Source organism: Streptomyces sp. NPDC001100, from assembly GCF_053598575.1.
In genome coordinates this window covers 232,031-247,785 of the sequence record NZ_JBSFKO010000002.1, presented here as the reverse complement: position 1 = coordinate 247,785, position 15,755 = coordinate 232,031, and the positions used below count along the sequence as shown (strand labels likewise).

At 70.8% G+C, this 15,755-nt stretch carries 14 protein-coding genes; 5 read left to right on the top strand and 9 right to left on the bottom strand.

The window, feature by feature from the left end; genetic code table 11:
* Nucleotides 1-13: 13 nt before the first annotated feature.
* The 9 genes from ACWDEW_RS03395 to ACWDEW_RS03355 form a co-directional block, all read right to left on the bottom strand.
* Complete coding sequence (locus tag ACWDEW_RS03395) at nt 14-1,234, bottom strand: penicillin-insensitive murein endopeptidase (RefSeq protein WP_450509121.1); 1,221 nt, start codon at nt 1,232-1,234, stop codon at nt 14-16.
* Between the two features lie 4 nt (nt 1,235-1,238).
* Entirely contained in the window at nt 1,239-3,185 is a 1,947-nt protein-coding gene (locus ACWDEW_RS03390; RefSeq protein WP_450509119.1) for a hypothetical protein, read from the bottom strand.
* A 10-nt stretch (nt 3,186-3,195) separates the two neighbouring features.
* Nucleotides 3,196-4,563 carry a hypothetical protein gene (locus ACWDEW_RS03385; protein WP_450509117.1) on the bottom strand — a complete coding sequence of 456 codons (1,368 nt, stop codon included), beginning with the start codon at nt 4,561-4,563 and terminating at the stop codon, nt 3,196-3,198.
* 5 nt (nt 4,564-4,568) lie between these two features.
* A complete protein-coding gene (locus ACWDEW_RS03380; protein WP_450509116.1) occupies nt 4,569-5,657 on the bottom strand; it encodes a hypothetical protein in 1,089 nt (362 codons plus the stop codon).
* 230 nt (nt 5,658-5,887) lie between these two features.
* Complete coding sequence (locus tag ACWDEW_RS03375) at nt 5,888-6,667, bottom strand: succinate dehydrogenase iron-sulfur subunit (RefSeq protein WP_362975035.1); 780 nt, start codon at nt 6,665-6,667, stop codon at nt 5,888-5,890.
* Complete coding sequence (gene sdhA / locus ACWDEW_RS03370; RefSeq protein ID WP_450509113.1) at nt 6,667-8,421, bottom strand: succinate dehydrogenase flavoprotein subunit; 1,755 nt, start codon at nt 8,419-8,421, stop codon at nt 6,667-6,669. The genes ACWDEW_RS03375 and sdhA overlap by 1 nt, the downstream gene beginning before the upstream one ends.
* 30 nt (nt 8,422-8,451) lie before the next feature.
* The gene (locus ACWDEW_RS03365; protein ID WP_450509112.1) at nt 8,452-8,931 is read right to left on the bottom strand and encodes a succinate dehydrogenase hydrophobic membrane anchor subunit; all 480 of its coding nucleotides are present in this window, start codon (nt 8,929-8,931) and stop codon (nt 8,452-8,454) included.
* A gap of 5 nt (nt 8,932-8,936) precedes the next feature.
* Nucleotides 8,937-9,317, bottom strand: a complete 381-nt coding sequence (gene sdhC, locus ACWDEW_RS03360; protein ID WP_037750247.1) for a succinate dehydrogenase, cytochrome b556 subunit — start codon at nt 9,315-9,317, stop codon at nt 8,937-8,939.
* A gap of 241 nt (nt 9,318-9,558) precedes the next feature.
* The gene (locus ACWDEW_RS03355; protein WP_450509109.1) at nt 9,559-10,110 is read right to left on the bottom strand and encodes a 2-oxo-4-hydroxy-4-carboxy-5-ureidoimidazoline decarboxylase; all 552 of its coding nucleotides are present in this window, start codon (nt 10,108-10,110) and stop codon (nt 9,559-9,561) included.
* 167 nt (nt 10,111-10,277) lie between these two features.
* On the opposite strand from ACWDEW_RS03355, the gene ACWDEW_RS03350 reads away from it, so the two are divergent.
* The 5 genes from ACWDEW_RS03350 to ACWDEW_RS03330 all read left to right on the top strand — a co-directional run bounded on the left by ACWDEW_RS03350 (nt 10,278) and on the right by ACWDEW_RS03330 (nt 15,635).
* A complete protein-coding gene (locus ACWDEW_RS03350) occupies nt 10,278-11,960 on the top strand; it encodes a beta-N-acetylhexosaminidase (RefSeq protein ID WP_450509107.1) in 1,683 nt (560 codons plus the stop codon).
* A gap of 166 nt (nt 11,961-12,126) precedes the next feature.
* Nucleotides 12,127-12,687, top strand: a complete 561-nt coding sequence (locus ACWDEW_RS03345; RefSeq protein WP_450509105.1) for a hypothetical protein — start codon at nt 12,127-12,129, stop codon at nt 12,685-12,687.
* 147 nt (nt 12,688-12,834) lie between these two features.
* A complete protein-coding gene (locus ACWDEW_RS03340; protein ID WP_362975045.1) occupies nt 12,835-13,221 on the top strand; it encodes a hypothetical protein in 387 nt (128 codons plus the stop codon).
* Nucleotides 13,222-13,347: 126 nt separating this feature from the next.
* The gene (locus tag ACWDEW_RS03335; RefSeq protein WP_450509103.1) at nt 13,348-14,823 is read left to right on the top strand and encodes an MFS transporter; all 1,476 of its coding nucleotides are present in this window, start codon (nt 13,348-13,350) and stop codon (nt 14,821-14,823) included.
* Nucleotides 14,824-14,984: 161 nt separating this feature from the next.
* On the top strand, nt 14,985-15,635 hold the full coding sequence (locus tag ACWDEW_RS03330; protein WP_450509101.1) for an RNA polymerase sigma factor: 651 nt from the start codon (nt 14,985-14,987) through the stop codon (nt 15,633-15,635).
* Nucleotides 15,636-15,755 lie beyond the last annotated feature (120 nt).

Below are 15,755 nucleotides of genomic sequence, written 5' to 3'. Positions count from 1 at the left end.
CGGATTCCGCTGCTCATCCCGCCAGGACGCGTACCGCCGGCACCGGCAGTGCGGTGAGCCTGCGCTGGACGAAGAAGGTGTTCTTGTTCTGGTCCAGGCCCGGCACCGGGCCGATCCACTTCCAGCCCATCCCGGCGGCGTACTGCTCGGTGAAGCGCCGCCACTCGTCGGGGTTCGGGTACCTCCGGTTGGCGTCGTGGAAGTAGACGTACGTGGAACCGAACTCCGTGGCGTTGCCGATCGGGTTCGCGATCGCCCCGCCGAGCGCCCGCACGGCCACCGACCTTGCCGCGGACGGCAGTTGGGCCCACGGTCGTTGCTGGAGGTCCAGATAGGCGCGGCGCTGACCGCGCGGGATGCCGGGCGGGGCGGGCGGTCCGAAGGTGCCGCCCGTGCGGACGAAGTCGGCCCGGTCCATGTTCCGTCTGCTCGCCCCCCAGCTCTTCAGGACCGGTTGCAGCGGGGTCGAGTAGGCCCGCAGAAAGGCGTTGAACGTCCGGTAGTAGGGGCGGGTGAGCAGCGCGTACCGGTTGAACATCGCCCAGATGACCGCATGGCTGTCGGCGTCGTCCCGGCCGCCGGACTCCCCGATGATGAAGCGGGCGGTCCACTCGGCGTCCTCGGTGGTGAATGGGTAGGGCGGCTTGCCCTGGGCGGTCAGGACACCGAGCCGTGGGGGTGCGGTGACCTCCAGGACAGGGGAGTGACTCCCATGGGTGGTGGCCGACTTCGGTGCCGGCGGTGGCGCGAAGCGCACGTGCAGATGGTTGTCGTGGTTCTCCGAGGGGCGTACGCCGTGCACCTCCGGGTCGTTGAAGAAGATCGCGTGGACCGGCAGCACGCCGTTGTTCCGCAGCAGGTCGACGAGTTCCTGGGTGAGCGCCCGTGAGTAGGAGGCGTGACGCCAGTGCGTCGGTCCCTGACGGCGGCCGGACTTCACCGGGTAGAGGTCCGCTTCGAGGCCGAGCCGGTGCGAGGTGCGCCCGGGCAGCGGGCCGCCGCCCCGGCGCCCGAGATCCCGGACGTCGAGCACGGGCCCCTGCGGATGGGCCCGGTGCCAGGCGGCGGCGACGGCCAGCAGGGCACGGACGGTCTCCGGCCGCCCGAACCGGTGCGCGGGCCGGCCCGCCGCCCGGAAACCGGGCCCGTGGTGCGGGAGGTGAGAGCTGATCGCGGGGTCCCCGGCGGGCGGGCGCACCGTCCCGTCCCGTACCGCGGTCGAGGTCGTCGGCATGACCTCACTCCCCTTCCGGGCGGCCACGCCGGGCCGCGGCGGAACGCCCCGGCGGGAGGCCGGCGGGCCGTCGTTCGGGCTGCCTGCCGCGGGGCAGTTCCCTCGGCGCACCGGCGGCTCGGGGCAGTTGGGCCCTGGGCTCGGCCCGGCCCAGGGACTCCCTCGGCTCGGCCCGGCCCAGCTGCCGCGCGCCCCGCTGCTCGGAGCCCGCGCCGACGGCGTGCCGGCCCTGCTGCTCCAGCAGCCTGCGGCGCAGGTGTACGGCGGGCATGGTGGCGTCGACGCGGCCGTCCGTGCGCTCCAGACCGAGGTCGACCCCGGTCACCGAGCGGTACGAGTGCAGGTACCCCTGGATCTCCGAGCGCCAGTAGCGGGCCCAGTTCGCCGCCTGGGTACGGTCGTTGACCGCGTTCCAGTTGCCGTAGCGGATCGACAGCAGCAGCTGCTCGCCGAACCGGCCGAGGTCGCGGAAGTGGATGACGGTGTCCGGGGTCCAGCCCTGGAGCCGCTTCATGGTGTCGACGCGGTCCATCCACTGCTCGGGGTAGGCGACCATCGTGCGGCCCGGCAGGAACTCGCGCATCTCCGGGCGGGCCAGCAGCCACTCCTCCATCAGCATCTCCTGGCGGGCGGTCCAGGACAGGTCGCCGTACTGGTTGTGCTGTCCCTCGGTCAGCAGCAGATGGACGTCCTTGACCGCGTTGAGCACCGGGAAGCCGTCCGCGATGATCGTGGTGTCGTCGTCCTCGCGGAAGAACACGGACGTCAGGCTCAGCAGCGTGTGGAAGGCCTCAAGGAACCGCGGCCGGCTGTCCACCGACCTGATCGGCGGTGCGCCCGGCGCCAGTTGGGTGACCCCGTACTGGTGGTCGTACTCGTAGGCCCGGCGCAGCGGCGACAGACGGTGCTGCTCGTCCTGCACATAGCCCCACATCAGCTGGCTGAGGGCGCGCAGCGGATCGATGTCGACATGGGCCAGCGGGTCGTAGTCGCCGGGGCCGTGCACGTTCTGGAAGCGCGCGGCGATCGCCTCGGCCGACTGGACCAGCATGCCCTCCTCGTGCCAGTACGACCAGATCAGTTCGAGGAAGCAGGGGAAGGTCAGCTTGTCGCGCAGGATGCCGAAGGCCTCCACGCCGAACTTGTCCGCCTCCGTGATCGCCAGCTCGCCCAGCTTCAGCCGGATCACCCCGAGGTAGGGCAGCAGCGCCAAGTCCTGTTCGTCCGGGCGGCGTTCACCGGGTGAGTGGGCCGAGATGTAGCGCAGCCAGCGCTGTTGGATGGCCCGCGCGAAGGCGTCGCCGTCCACGTCGCCCGACTCGCCGTAGCGGCGCCGCTCCTCCTCCAGGTCGACGCCGTCGAAGGGAGACGTCAGGTCGGCGCCGTCGACGCGGACCCCGCAGCGTACGAGGAGGAACACCTCGGTGGCCACCTTCAGCAGCCGGTAGGCGTCCACGCCGGCGAACGGCAGGGCGCGCGGCCCGATCTTCTTGCGCGGCTCCTGGGGGGCCGGCGGCTTTGTGACGTGGGACATGATCGGGTCGATGAACGCGGTGTACTCGTTGAACGAGATCCGGTCGGTGGAGCGGCGGATCGCCGTCCACAGGGCCTGGTCGTCCGTCGGGTCCGAACCCGCCCTGCGCAGCTGGACGTTGATGCTGTCGCCGGCGGCGATCGGCCGCACCTGCACGGTGAGGTCGGCCGACGCCACGTCGTTCGCCGCGTTCGGGAGATGGAACGTCACCCGGGCGGTGTACCCGCCGGGCCGCTGGTCGTCCGGAACGTCCCAGACGGCGCGGGCGGCATCCTGCGGGTCGGCCGGCAACGACCCGAAGCCGAGGACTTCCCAGGTGGTGGTGGTCCCGGGCGGGGCCGGCTGGTCGGGTGTGGCGAACAGCGAGACGCGTCCGCCCTGTTGGATCTGGTGGGGCCGTACTTCGATCGTGGCCATGACGGCCTCCTCAACGGCTGTCGTACGCGGAGAGCTCCGCGGGGTATGCGATGGTGTCTGCGGGCGCGTTGTGGCTGGTCGCGCAGTTCCTCGCGCCCCTTTGGGGCGCGAGGTTGTCGAGGGTGTTGGAAAGGGCCCAGTGGGTGATCAGCTCCCCCAGTAGGCCGCTCTCCTCCTCAGGTGTGATCAGGGACGCGGCCCTGGCCTGGCCCAGGACCGCCAGGACCAGCGTGGGCGGGGCCGTGCGCAGCAGCTCGGGCTGCCGTGTCCAGCGTCGGTGGTGGGCCAGCAGCAGCGCGGGCGTACGGCTGGAGCGGGGCATCAGGTCGGCCAGCCGGGCTCCGCTGAGCGAGGGCGGACGGTGGTTCACCAGCTGCCGTACGAAGCGGGGCACGGACCGTTCGAGGACTGTGGTCAGCTCGCGCAGTTCGCGCGGGGCGCGGTGCGGCGGATAGAGCGCGGCCCACAGCGCGCTCAGCTGCCGCCACTGCGGATGCGGGTACAGGGCGTCGCCCATCGCGCAGCTGAGCCGGACCCTGATGTACGGGAACGGATGCGGGTCGTCGAGAGCCGGCGCGAGCACCAGCCGGCGCGGCAGGCTCACCACGGCCATCAGACCAAGGGTGCCGCCGATGCCGAGCTTCCCCACGGCGAAGAGATCCGCGAGCACCTCGGAGAGGGTCAGCCCCCAGTAGTGGAAGGCCGTCCGCTCGGCCGCCGTGCCCGCGTGCCGCTCGATGTCGTAGAGCACGGGCCGCAGTGAACCGAGCAGCCCGAGCTGGGCCACCGCCTGATGCCCGACCTCGTGGACCAGCGAGGAGCCGATCCCGTACCCCACCATGCGCTCACGAGGGATCCGGATCAGGGAGACCGGGCTGCGTCCGCCGCCGGGGATGCGGGTGTGCACCCGGCGGATCGCGCCGCCCGGACCGCGGGCGAGGTAGCAGATGATGGGCGGCGGGTCGGCGAGCGGCGTGCCCGGTGTGACGAGCGCGTCGACCGCCGCGACGTCCAGCCCGGCGAGCTGCACCCCGACGTCGTGCTCGCTGCGCTGGGTGACGGCTTCCGAGAAGACGTCGAAGTGGCTGAGTACGGAGTTGAACTCCCAGCGCAGCAAGGAGAATCGGTGCTGCTGCCACTCGGGGTCCTGGTCGCCGCCCGGACCTTCCAGCCACTCCAGATACGCGCCGACCCGGTGCCGGAGCCTGCTCCGACCCTCCATGAGGAAGCGCTCGATCGCACCCTGGGCGGCGGCGGACGGTGCGGCGGCAGGCACCATGGTCTCGTGCAGCGCGAACGGCCTGACCCGGTTCAGACGGGTCAGCAGAGCGCGGGCCTCGCCTTCGAGCAGCGCGGTGGCTGCCGGCCGCAGGTCCATGGCGGTCAGGCCCCCATGATGACGATCTTGCGGCCCTGCCGGACCCAACGACCCGACCGGGCACGGCCGTTGTGGTGGCCCTCGTGATGACCTTCGTGGTGGCCCTCGTGATGGCCGTTGTGGTGCGACCGCTCCTCGTGGCCCCAGCCCTCCTCCCGGGCGCGCCGCTCCTCCTCGGCGCGGCCCCACTCCTCCTCTTCCTCCTCGGCGTGCTCCCAGCCGCGCTCCTCGCCGAACTCCCGCCCGGTCTCTCGCCGCTCCTCGCCGAACTCCCGCCCGGACTCGCGCCGCTCCGCGCCGAACTCGCGTCGCTCCTCGCGGTTGCCCCACTCTCCGCGCTGTTCCTCGCGGCGCCCCTCCTCACGCCGCTCCTCGCCGTGCCGCCATTCCTCCAGCGCCGGGGACGCGCCCCACTCCTCCTTGGCGGCGGGGGCGGCCGGCGCCAGGGCCGGCTCCTCGACGGGCGCGGGGAAGGGCTGTCCCGGCCAGGACCAGACCGCCGGCATGGCGAAGAACCTGAAGCGCCGGGCCACACCCGGTGCGTAGCGGCGCGCCGCCGAGTGGACGGCCCGCTGCGCCAGCGCCCGCGGAGCTATCCGGCGCGAGCCGAACGCCGCGTTCCGCGCGGCGGCACCGCTCAGGGCGACGAAACGCCGGGCAGTCTCGAACTCGTACTCCTCGTGGTCGATGCCCTCGCCCTCGACCTCGAACAGGTTGCTCGCCCAGTCGCCCGCCTTGGCGCCGATCGCGGTGCCGATGCCGGGTCCGCCGATCGCCGTCCCGAAGGCGCCTCCGATGGCGGGCAGCGCCTGCTTGGCGACGTTCTTGAGGATGCCGCCGACCGCCTTGCCGGTCGCGGACCCCAGGAAGCCGTTGGCCTTCCGCGCGGCCGCCCTCAGCCACTTGCCCAGGAACTCCTCCAGCTCCTCCTCGGAGGTGACCCCCAACAGCTCGGTGGCCAGCTGGACTTCCTCCTCCTCGTCGAAGGGGCTCTCCAGCGACTCGGCCAACCGCTCCTCGCGGCGGCCCTCGGCACCGAACTCCTCTTCCTCCTCCCGGTAACGCCTTCCGTATTCCTCTTCGTACGGCTGCATGAGACCAGCCCCTCCCGGCAGTGAGCCGACGCGACCTGTCCAGACCCCCGAACCAGGGCCTGGAACCGCAACGTTGGCAGCGCGCCGGGTACGGCGTCGCCAGGGAGAGGGCTGGGGAAGACCCTTGACCCGGCCGTGCCCAGGGTCCCTGGGGGCTGGGGACGGGGGTACGACCGAGGGCCCCGCTCCCACCCGGGAACGGGGCCCTCACGGCCGTAGCGGAAGGAACCTCAGAAGCGGCGCGTGATCAGTGCCCGCTTCACTTCCTGGATCGCCTTGGTGACCTCGATGCCTCGCGGGCAGGCGTCCGTGCAGTTGAAGGTGGTGCGGCAACGCCACACGCCGTCACGGTCGTTGAGGATCTCCAGGCGCTGCTCGCCCGCCTCGTCGCGCGAGTCGAAGATGAAGCGGTGCGCGTTGACGATGGCGGCCGGGCCGAAGTACTGGCCGTCGTTCCAGAAGACCGGGCACGAGGACGTGCACGCGGCGCACAGGATGCACTTCGTGGTGTCGTCGAAGCGCTCGCGGTCCTCAGCGGACTGCAGACGCTCGCGCGTGGGCTCGTTCGTGTCCTTCGTGATCAGGAACGGCATCACGTCGCGGTACGCCTGGAAGAACGGGTCCATGTCGACGACCAGGTCCTTCAGGACCGTCAGACCCTTGATCGGCTCGACCGTGATCGGCTTCTCGGGGTTGAGGTCCTTGATCAGGGTCTTGCAGGCGAGACGGTTCTTGCCGTTGATCCGCATCGCGTCCGAACCGCAGATGCCGTGCGCGCACGAGCGGCGGAAGGTCAGCGTGCCGTCGATGTCCCACTTGATCTTGTGGAGACCGTCGAGGACGCGCTCCTTCGGGTCGATCTCCAGCTGGAAGTCCTCCCAGACCGCTTCCGCCGAGACCTCGGAGTTGAAGCGGCGGATCCGGAAGGTGACCGTGATGTAGGGGGAGTCGGCGAAGCCGGGCTCGGGCTGGCCGGCCGCTTCTTCCTTGTCCAGAACAGGGGTTGCCATCAGTACTTACGCTCCATCGGCTGGTAGCGGGTCTGGACGACCGGCTTGTAGTCGAGACGGATGGACTCGGTGCCGTCGTCGCCGACCTCGCGGTACGCCATGGTGTGGCGCATGAAGTTGACGTCGTCGCGGTTCGGGTAGTCCTCGCGGTAGTGACCGCCGCGGGACTCCTTGCGGGCGAGCGCCGAGACCGCCATGACCTCGGCGAGGTCGAGCAGGTTGCCCAGCTCGATGGCCTCAAGGAGGTCCGTGTTGAACCGGCGGCCCTTGTCCTGGATCGAGACGTTCTTGTAGCGTTCGCGCAGCTCCGCGATCTTCTCGACCGCCGTCTTGATCGTCTGCTCGGTGCGGAACACCATGACGTTCGCGTCCATGGTCTCCTGCAGCTCGCGCCGCAGGACCGCCACCCGCTCGGTGCCCGTGGAGTTGCGCAGGTGCTCGACCTGGTCGACGACCTGCTGCGCGGGGTTCTCCGGCAACTCGACGTAGGACGCCTTCTGGCTGTACTCCGCCGCCGCGATGCCCGCCCGGCGCCCGAACACGTTGATGTCCAGGAGCGAGTTGGTACCGAGGCGGTTGGCGCCGTGGACCGACACGCAGGCGACCTCGCCGGCCGCGTACAGGCCCGGGACGACGGTGGTGTTGTCCGTGAGGACCTCACCCTCGACGTTCGTCGGGATGCCGCCCATCGCGTAGTGCGCGGTGGGCTGGATCGGGATCGGGTCCGTGTACGGCTCGATGCCGAGGTAGGTGCGCGCGAACTCCGTGATGTCCGGGAGCTTGGCGTCCAGCTGCTCCGGCGGGAGGTGGGTGAGGTCGAGGTAGACGTGGTCGCCCTCGGGACCGCAGCCGCGCCCTTCACGGATCTCGGTGTAGATGGAGCGCGACACGACGTCACGGGACGCGAGGTCCTTCATGACCGGCGCGTACTTCTCCATGAAGCGCTCGCCGTCCTTGTTGCGGAGGATGCCGCCCTCACCGCGGGCGCCCTCCGTCAGCAGGATGCCCATGCGCCAGATGCCGGTCGGGTGGAACTGGAAGAACTCCATGTCCTCCAGCGGCAGCCCGCGCCGGTACACGGCGGCCTGGCCGTCACCGGTCAGGGTGTGCGCGTTCGACGTCACCTTGAAGAACTTGCCGCAGCCACCGGACGCGTAGATCACGGCCTTCGCCTGGAAGACGTGGATCTCACCGGTCGCCAGCTCGTACGCGACCACACCCACCGAGGTCTTCACACCGTCGACGTCGGCGATCAGCTGGTCGAGGACGTAGAACTCGTTGAAGAACTCCACGCCCTCCTTCACGCAGTTCTGGTACAGCGTCTGGAGGATCATGTGGCCGGTGCGGTCGGCCGCGTAGCAGGACCGGCGGACCGGGGCCTCGCCGTGGTTGCGGCTGTGACCGCCGAAGCGGCGCTGGTCGATCGTGCCGTCCGGCGTGCGGTTGAACGGCAGGCCCATCTTCTCCAGGTCGAGGACGGAGTCGATGGCCTCCTTCGCCAGGATCTCGGCGGCGTCCTGGTCGACCAGGTAGTCACCGCCCTTGATCGTGTCGAAGGTGTGCCACTCCCAGTTGTCCTCCTCCACGTTGGCGAGCGCGGCGGCCATACCGCCCTGCGCGGCGCCCGTGTGGGAGCGGGTGGGGTAGAGCTTCGTCAGGACCGCGGTGCGGCTGCGCTTCGTCGACTCGATCGCGGCGCGCATACCGGCGCCGCCCGCGCCGACGATGACGGTGTCGTATTTGTGGATCTTCATCAGAATTCCTCAGTCCCTCAGCCCGATGGCCTAGCGGATGTTCGGGTCGAAGGTGAAGATCACCAGCGTGCCCAGCAGGATGGTGAACACCGTGGCGGTGTAGAGCAGGCCCTTGAGCCACAGCCGGGTGTTCGCGCGCTCCGCGTAGTCGTTGATGACCGTGCGCAGGCCGTTGGCGCCGTGCAGCATCGCCAGCCAGAGCATCAGCAGGTCCCAGACCTGCCAGAACGGCGAGGCCCAGCGGCCGGCCACGAAGGCGAAGCCGATCTTGGAGACGCCGCCGTCGAGCACGAGCTGGATCAGCAGGTGGCCGAGGACCAGGACGACCAGCACGACGCCGGACAGGCGCATGAAGAGCCAGCCGTACATCTCGAAATTGCCCCGGGTCGACTTCGGGGTCTTCTTGGTGCGCTTGCGGGGGGCCTCGATGAGGGGCGCGGGGTTGTCTACGGTGTAGACGGACGCGCTCTCGACGGGGCCGATGCCCGACGCGGTTTCAGTCGTGGACATCTGCGTCAGCTCCCGAAGAGAACACGAGCGGCGTGGCCGAGCACGGGGTAGATCGCCCCGAGCATGAGCACGACCCACAGGCCGACGACGGACCAGAGCATCTGCTTCTGGTAGCGCGGGCCCTTCGACCAGAAGTCGACGGCGATGACGCGCAGGCCGTTGAGGGCGTGGAAGAGGATCGCGGCGACGAGGCCGTACTCCAGCAGTGCGACGATCGGCGTCTTGTAGGTGGCTACGACCTTGTCGTAGTCCTCGGGGGAGACACGCACAAGAGCGGTGTCCAGCACGTGTACGAACAGGAAGAAGAAGATGAGGACGCCGGTGACTCGATGAGCCACCCATGACCACATTCCTTCCCGGCCGCGGTACAGCGTTCCAGCCGGCACGGAAGAACCCTCCGGGAGCGGGGATTTAGGGCCGCGCCGGCTTCTCTGTCGGTCGGGCCCGGCCGGGTACGGTCCACCGGCCCTCAGCATCGTAACCAGGTGCTGACACGAGCCTTACAGCGGGTCTGCCGGTGTGATCAAACTGGCACGGAAAGAGGCACGGACGGGCTACTGGGTGGGGGGATTGTGTTGAATGTCGGGTGTGGGTCCGTTGTGGCTGGTCGCGCGGTTCCCCGCGCCCCTAAAAGACTGTGGCCAGCCGCCCTCTTGCGAGGCGCCGGAGTTCCTCTGCCACCACTACCCGCTCCTCCTCGGGATCGTTTGTCAGCCGTGACCGGATTTCTGCCAGTACGTGGTCCAGAACCTCGTCCGGGGGTACGTCGTCCACGCAGATGACGAACACGTGGCCGAAGCGGGCCTCGTACGCCGCGTGGGCCGCGTCGAGAGCCATGTGGGCGGCCTCGTACGTATCGTCCGGCAGGACCGGTAGCGACTCGCCCGCCAGCGCCTCCGCCAGGTCCCCCGCCGTGAGGTCGTACGCCGCCTCGTCGGCCGCCGCGAGTAGGGCATCGAGGTCGGGGTAGGGGCGGTGGTCGGTGAGGCGGTGGGACCAGCGGTGGCTGTGGAGGCAGGCGAGGAGGGTGTGGCGGGCGTCCTCGGGGGGCGCGGTGTTGAAGGTCGCCAGTGATGTCGGGGACGGCGAGGTGCGGGACTGCTCGGGCAGCGCCGGTATGGCCAGTCGGCCGGGAAGGTGGGGAAGGCGGTGCGCAGGCAGTGTGGATCCTCGCGTCACGGATGGTGCGGCAGGGGATGCGGTGAAAGGTGTGGTGAGAGGTGCGTCACCACGTTATCGGGAGTGGTCATGACGTGTCCGTTGGATGCCCGAATTTCACCCGGACGGGAGAGTTTCGGAACGTGTGGTGGACACTCGCGGTCCGCCCGGGGCCGTAGGTTGGCGCCGTGAGCCAGCACAGGCGCCGCTCGTCGGCGAAGCCGTTGAAGCCGTCGAAGCCGTTCAAGCAGCGCCGGGGGCTGATCGCCGTCGCCGCGGCCACGGCGGTGGTCGGGGCCGGTGTCGGCCTCGGGCTGTGGGCTTCGTCCGGGGACGGCGGGAGCCCGGTCGGCGCCGCGCTGAGTCCCTCCGACTCCACCTCCACCTCCTCGCGGGCCGCGAACCCGCGCACCCCCACGCCCACCCCGAGCCCCACCCGCGTCTATCCGCTGTCGCGGACGCCCCGCACGATTCCCGCCGTCCGCTCGCACACCCCCGCGCGGGGCCCCGGCTGGCGCCCCGCCAAGGGGGAGCGGGTCGTCGTCGACGACGCCGACCTCGTCGACGAGGGGCGGCTGATCGCCGGCGAGCTGGGGCTGACGTACGCCGGCGAGGCGAGCGACGTGCGGGCCGGGGACGTACGACTGGCGCTGAACGACGACGAGGGCGCGAACCCGGAGTCGTACGCGATGACCGTGCGCGGTGGGCGGGTCACCATCAGCGGGCCCTCGGACACGGGGGTGTTCTACGGCACCCGCACGCTCAAGCAGGAGGTGCACGGCGGCGGTTCGGCGCCGGAGGGTGTCGTGCACGACCAACCGGCCAAGCCGCGGCGCGGGTTCATGCTGGACATCGCGCGCAAGCCGTTCACCGCGTCCTGGATCGAGGACCGGGTCCGGGAGTTGGGCGACCTGAAGTTCAACGAGCTGGGGCTGCACTTCTCCGACGACCAGGGTTTCCGGATCGAGTCGACGACCCATCCGGAGGTCGTGTCCAAGGACCACCTGACCAAGGCCCAGGTGAAGCGGATCGTCGATCTCGCCGCCGCCCGGCACATCACCGTCGTGCCCGAGATCGACTCGCCGGGGCATCTCGGCGCGGTCATCGCCGCCCATCCGGATCTGCAGCTGCGCAACGCGTCCGGGTTCGCCACGCGCGGCGCCATCGACATCTCCAAGGACGCGTCCGCCGCGATCGTCGACGAACTCCTCGACGAGTACGCGGGCTTGTTCCCCGGCGACCAGTGGCACCTCGGCGGCGACGAGTACCAGGCGCTGACGGTCGCCAACCCCCAGGCGTCCTTCCCGCAGTTGGCCGCCGCCGCGACGAAGGCCTACGGCTCCGGCGGTACCGTCGCCGACCTCACCACCGGCTGGCTCAACGACCGCGCCGACACCGTCCGCAACCACGACCGGACGATGCGGGTGTGGAACGACGGCTTCTTCGCGGGGACGTCCGTGCGGGCCGCCAAGGACCTGCAAGTGGCGTACTGGACGGGCAAGGAGATCGGTGCGCGGCAGCCCGTCGCGTATCTGGGCGCGGGGCGCAAGGTCCTCAACTACAACGACGAGTACCTGTACTACGTCCTCGGCGAGCCGCAGACCTTCGTCTACCCGACCGGGCGCCGGATCTACGAGCAGTGGACCCCGCGCGTGCTGCGCGGCACCCAGGCCGTCCCGGCGAAGTACGACGCCCAGATCCTCGGCGGTTCCTTCGCGGTCTGGTGCGACCTCGCCAACTCGCAGACGCAGGCGCAGGTCGCGGCCGGGATCCGGATGCCGTTGCGGGCCACGGTCCAGAAGCTGTGGGACCCGGGAACACCGGCCCTCACCTGGGCCCAGTTCAAGTCCCTTGCGGACAAGGTGGGTTGAGCGGGGCGTTGCCCGGGCCGACGGGTTGCCTCCCGTTGGCCGAAAACCTCTTGTTCCCTTTTCTTGACCTGCGCGCGGTCGTCCCGTGTGACACTCCCGGGGTGCGGCACGCAGTCAGGGGAAACGCGGGCCTCATAGGGGAGGGGCCCCGCAGAGGGAGGTTCGGATGAGTCTGGTGGAACTGATCGCTCGGGCCGACGAACGCGCGCTGGCCGTCAGCGGGCTGGCTTGTTTGGATCGGTGCGTGCCGCTGCTGGGCGGTGTCGACGAGGTGCTGCGGCCGTTGTGGGCCGGCCTCGCGGACGGCGCGGCGGGGGAGGAGTGGGGCGAGCGGCTGGAGAAGGCGCGCGGTGAACTGCCCGCCCTCTTCGAGGAACCCGGTGAGGACCTGGCCGCGCCGCTCGCCCGGCGGATGCTCGACACCGCCCCGGACGCACCGGCCGACCCCGCGGTACGGGAGTGGGCCGACGTCTGCTCCGTGGCCTCGCTGCGGATCCACCAGCTCCTCGACCCCGCCGACGACGGCTCCCCGGTCGACGCCCGCCGGGCCGGCCGTACGGACGGGGTCTCGCCGCTCGTCGCCGCCGAACTGCGCCGCCAGATCACCGTCCTCGAACTCCTCTCCGGCCCGGCCCCGGGCGGCATCCGCCAGGCACTGGCCGTGTCCACGGAGGGCCGCCGGGTACTGCGCGCGGTGGTGTCGCGCCGGGCCCGCGGACGGGCGTGAGCGGGGCCGGGACCCTCCGTTTCCGGCGAAGTCTGTGAGTGTCCTGCGGTGAGGATGGGGCGGTCCTGCGCCGGTCCGGGGGAATGTCCGGATCGTGGTGCCGGAAGAGTGCCCGGCCGTGCTTCTCCTGGTGTGGTGACAGATCTGATGAGGGAGCGGTCGCGCCCCAGGGCCGCGACGCAGCCCGTGCGGTGGGCCGCGGACGCGGTGGCGATGATGCGCGAGGGCGCGCGGGTGCGCCTGGACTACTCGGCGCGGAGCCTGTGGCGCGTCGACCGGATGATCGAGGAGATACGGCGGGAGGGCGCGCCGTACGCCGCCGTGGAGAGCGAGTTGCGCGGATTCGGCGCGTACGCCGGCGAGGTGATCGCGCGGCAGACCGGCGCCGAGTGGTGGGCGACCGGCGGTGAGCACTGGCTGCGTACGCCGGACGGGCGCCTCTGGGACCCCGTCGACGAGGCGCGGCGGTGTTTCGGCGGGCACGGCTCGCTGCGGCTGCTGTGCCGGGACGCGATCAACGGCGTGCAGAGGTAGGGGAGTTCGGCGGGCGCCCCGGGGTGCCCGCCGGACGGCAAAATCGGCGTAATAAGAGACGCCTGCGTTCCCCAAGGGGGAGGTCCGGGAGGACGATGAGAGCAACTGCCGGACCGGGGAGGGCACATGGCCGAGAACCGTCGTTGGTGGGCGCTGGTCGTCATCGCGCTCGCGCAGTTGATGGTCGTTCTCGACATGACCATCGTCAACATCGCACTGCCGTCCGCCCAGACCGACCTGGGGATGTCGGACGGGAACCGGCAGTGGGTCATCACCGCCTACACCCTCGCCTTCGGCGGACTGCTGCTGCTCGGCGGCCGGATCGCGGACCTCGCCGGACGCAAGAACACCTTCATGATCGGCCTGATCGGCTTCGCCGCCGCGTCCGCGCTCGGCGGTGCCGCCGCCAACCAGGGCATGCTGTTCGGCGCCCGGGCGCTGCAGGGAGTCTTCGCAGCGCTCCTCGCCCCCTCCGCGCTGTCCCTGCTCACGACGACGTTCACCGACCCGAAGGACCGCGGCAAGGCCTTCGGCGTGTTCGGCGCGATCGTCGGCGCGGGCGCTGCGGTCGGCCTCCTCGCGGGCGGTTTCCTCACCCAGTACCTGGACTGGCGCTGGTGCCTCTACGTCAACGTGCCCATCGCGCTGGTCGCGTTCGCCGGCGCCTGGGTGCTGCTCAGCGACAGCTCCCGGCACCCGGAGGCCCACCTCGACATCCCCGGCGCCCTGCTCGGTTCGGCCGGCATGCTCACCCTCGTCTACGGCTTCTCCGAGGCGGAGTCGAGGAGTTGGGGCGACGGACTCGTCCTCGGCCTGCTCGCCGCCGGTGTCGTCCTGCTCCTCGCGTTCGGGTTCTGGCAGACCCGGGCACGGGTTCCGCTGCTCCCGATGACGGTGGTGAAGGACCGCCAGCGGATCGGGGCGTTCCTCACCATCCTGTTCGTCACCATCGGCATGTTCGGCGTGTTCCTCTTCCTCACCTACTACATGCAGCGCGTCCTCGGCTATTCGCCGGTCAAGACGGGCGTCGCCTATCTCCCCATCACCGTCGGCATGATCACCGGCTCCACGCAGATCGCGGCCCGGCTGGTGTACCGGGTCCCGCCGCGCACCCTGATGGTCCCGGGCCTGCTGATCGCGGCGGGCGCGCTCGCGCTGATCGCCCAGGTCGGGGTGGAGCCCGCGTACGCCGAGTACATCCTGCCCGGCATGCTGATGCTCGGCCTCGGCATGGGTACGGCGATGATGACCTCGGTGTCCCTGGCCACCGGAGGCGTCGCCCCGCGCGACTCCGGCGCCGCCTCCGCCACCTTCAACACTGCCCAGCAGGTGGGCGGTTCGATCGGTACGGCCCTCCTCAACACGATCGCCGCCACGGTCACCACCCGCTACGCCACCGCCCACGCGGGCCCCGGCGTCAACAAGAAACTCCTTGAGGCCAAGGCCGCGGTGCACGGCTTCAACGTCGCCACCTGGTGGGCGATGGGCTCCCTCCTGCTGGCCGCGCTCATCGCGGGCGTCCTGGTGAACACGGACCGGGTGCCGTCGTCGGGAGCGGTGGCGGCGGAGACGCCCCAACAGCCGGTGGACACAACGCTCTAGGGAGATGGGACCGAGGGGCGGTGCCCCGCCGCGGGGACGCTGTGACACTTCTGTGAGGCCCGGCGCTGATGGCGATGGGGGGTGCGGGGGGACCGCCGCGCCCGGTACGGATTCTTCGCGAACTCGGTACGTCACGTGGGACGTACGGACGAGGACAGTCCTTGGGCCAGACAGGCGAGCCCCGCCGCGGGCACGCGCACGACGGGGAACTGGGTGTCGCTGTCGCGCGCGCCCAGGAGGGCGACGACGGCGCTTTCGCGGTCGCGTACCGGATCGTGCAGCCCGGGCTGCTCGGGTATCTGCGCGGGCTGGTCGGCGACGAGGCCGAGGACGTGGCGGCCGACGCCTGGCTGGAGATCGCCCGCGACCTGGGCCGCTTCCGGGGCGACGGGGCGGGCTTCCGCGGCTGGACGGCGACCATCGCCCGGCACCGGGCCCTCGACCACCTGCGCAGACAGCGGGTGCGGCCCCGGTCGGCGGCGCTCGAACAGGACGTGTTCGAACTCCCGGGTCCGCACAGCACCCATGACCAGGCACTGGAGTCCCTCTCCACCGAACACGCCCTCGACCTGGTGCGCGGCCTGCCCCGCGACCAGGCGGAGGCGGTCCTGCTCCGGGTCGTCGTGGGCCTCGACGGGCCGGCCGCGGCCCGGGTCCTGGGCAAACGGCCGGGCGCGGTACGCACGGCGGCCTACCGGGGGCTGAAGCGGCTGGCCCGTGAACTCGCCGCGGAGGGTGTGACGGATGGCGGCACCAGGACGCTGGGGGAGTCGGACGGCGGGTTGCGGACGGATGGACATGGAGATGGCTGAGCAGCGGAACGGCGACGGCTTCCCGGCCCTGCTGGGCGCCGCGTTGCGCGATGTCGTCGTGGACGACGAGGCGGAGCGGCGGGCGGTGGCCGCGTTCCGGCTGGCCAGGGATTCCGGCGA

Coding starts and splice junctions, on each gene's coding strand:
- ACWDEW_RS03395 (WP_450509121.1), bottom strand. CDS start 1,234: ATGCCGACGACCTCGACCGCGGTACGGGACGGGACGGTGCGCCCGCCC.
- ACWDEW_RS03390 (WP_450509119.1), bottom strand. CDS start 3,185: ATGGCCACGATCGAAGTACGGCCCCACCAGATCCAACAGGGCGGACGC.
- ACWDEW_RS03385 (WP_450509117.1), bottom strand. CDS start 4,563: ATGGACCTGCGGCCGGCAGCCACCGCGCTGCTCGAAGGCGAGGCCCGC.
- ACWDEW_RS03380 (WP_450509116.1), bottom strand. CDS start 5,657: ATGCAGCCGTACGAAGAGGAATACGGAAGGCGTTACCGGGAGGAGGAA.
- ACWDEW_RS03375 (WP_362975035.1), bottom strand. CDS start 6,667: ATGGCAACCCCTGTTCTGGACAAGGAAGAAGCGGCCGGCCAGCCCGAG.
- sdhA (WP_450509113.1), bottom strand. CDS start 8,421: ATGAAGATCCACAAATACGACACCGTCATCGTCGGCGCGGGCGGCGCC.
- ACWDEW_RS03365 (WP_450509112.1), bottom strand. CDS start 8,931: ATGTCCACGACTGAAACCGCGTCGGGCATCGGCCCCGTCGAGAGCGCG.
- ACWDEW_RS03345 (WP_450509105.1), top strand. CDS start 12,127: ATGAGTCTGGTGGAACTGATCGCTCGGGCCGACGAACGCGCGCTGGCC.
- ACWDEW_RS03340 (WP_362975045.1), top strand. CDS start 12,835: ATGAGGGAGCGGTCGCGCCCCAGGGCCGCGACGCAGCCCGTGCGGTGG.
- ACWDEW_RS03335 (WP_450509103.1), top strand. CDS start 13,348: ATGGCCGAGAACCGTCGTTGGTGGGCGCTGGTCGTCATCGCGCTCGCG.